Here is a 1,468-nt window from a genome sequence, read left to right as displayed (position 1 = left end):
GGGGACGCGCAGGCCGCCGCGTACGTGGAGTGCGAGGTGGACGGCCGTACGGTGTGGGGCGTCGGAGTGGACGCGAACATCGTCACCGCCTCGATCAAGGCGGTCACGAGCGCGGTGAACCGCACCCGCGCCTGAGGTGTAAGGAAGGGCCCCTTCTTAACGCATTCTGCATAGGAGGGGGCCCTTCTTAGTGAGTGTTTGAGATTTGGGGTGCGGCGGCGTGTCGGGTTGAGGTGAGGGAAGGCCCTCGGTAGGTCCGGTGGTGTCGAGCCAACCGTTTCCATACCGAGGGCCTTCTGATGACGTTGTACCCGATCACTGTCACGCCGTCCGCGTCGCCCCGCCGTTATCCGTCGCAGCGGGTGCGGCGGGAACGGGAACGGGCGGTGCGGCGGCGGTATCCCAGTGATCTGACCGATGCGCAGTGGGCGTTGATCGCGCCGCTGGTCACGCCGGTGTCGGTCGGTCGGCGGGGGCGGCCGCCGTCGCATCCGATGCGGGCAATCGTCACGGCGATCTTGTATGTGGCCTGCACCGGTTGTCCGTGGCGGGCCCTGCCGCGGGAGTTCCCGCCCCCGGGGACGGTGTACTGGTGGTTCGCTCGATGGCGCGATGACCACACGTTGATGCGTCTGCACGACCGGTTGCGGGAGCAGTGCCGTACCGCCGCTGGACGGCACGCGCATCCCAGCGCCGGAGCGATCGATTCTCAGTCGGTGCGCGCCGCGGACACCGTGCCCCGACACAGCCGCGGTTTCGACGTCGCGAAGAAGGTCAACGGCCGTAAACGTCACATCGTCGTGGACACCATGGGCCTGCTCCTGGCCGTCATGATCACCGGCGCGCACGTCAACGACCGCACCATCGCCCGTGACCTGCTCTGGCGCACCCGGCTGTTCCACCCCCGCCTACGCCTGCTCTGGGCAGACGGCGGCTACATCGGCACCCTGAGCACCTGGGCCCGCCACGCCCTCGACCTCACCGTGCACCTGGTCCACAAACTCCCCGGACAACACACCTTCGTCGTGCTGCCCCGCCGCTGGGTCGTCGAACGCACCTTCGCCTGGATCAGCAAGAAACGCCGCTGCGTCCGCGACTACGAACACCTACCCACAAGCCACGCCGCCTTCGTCACCTGGGCCATGATCCACGTCATGGTCACCCGCCTGGCCCGACACACGAAACCGGCCCAGGCAACCCACACCTGAGCCGGAATCTCAAACACTCACTAAGAAGGGGCCCCTCCTCTACGCCAGGCGTTAAGAAGGGGCCCTTCCTTACACCCTCAGAAGGTGTGCTCGGCCGCGGGGAAATCGCCGCCGCGTACCTCGTCGGCGAACCGGCGGGTGGCGTCGGTGAGCGCACCCGCCAGGTCGGCGTAGCGCTTCACGAAGCGGGGCGCCCGGCCGGTCCGCAGCCCGGCCATGTCCTGCCACACCAGCACCTGCCCGTCGGTGTCCGGGCCGGC

Annotated in this window: 3 protein-coding genes; 2 read left to right on the top strand and 1 reads right to left on the bottom strand. The window is 68.3% G+C overall.

The genetic code is table 11. The annotated features are described in order from the left end of the window. On the top strand, nucleotides 1-135 hold a 135-nt coding region (locus AB0L34_RS33805), incomplete at its 5' end, for an alpha-isopropylmalate synthase regulatory domain-containing protein (RefSeq protein WP_363709737.1). Between the two features lie 164 nt (nucleotides 136-299). Next, the gene (locus tag AB0L34_RS33800) at nucleotides 300-1,208 is read left to right on the top strand and encodes an IS5 family transposase (protein WP_198033294.1); all 909 of its coding nucleotides are present in this window, start codon (nucleotides 300-302) and stop codon (nucleotides 1,206-1,208) included. Between the two features lie 77 nt (nucleotides 1,209-1,285). On the opposite strand, the gene AB0L34_RS33795 is transcribed toward AB0L34_RS33800, so the two are convergent. Further along, the coding region (locus AB0L34_RS33795; RefSeq protein ID WP_363709735.1) for a 3-methyl-2-oxobutanoate hydroxymethyltransferase at nucleotides 1,286-1,468 on the bottom strand (183 nt) is incomplete at its 5' end.

It is taken from the genome of Micromonospora sp. NPDC052213, assembly GCF_040679695.1.
Lineage (GTDB): Bacteria > Actinomycetota > Actinomycetes > Mycobacteriales > Micromonosporaceae > Micromonospora.
Note: the sequence above shows the minus strand (reverse complement) of the source record. Positions and strands in the feature narration are given on the sequence as shown.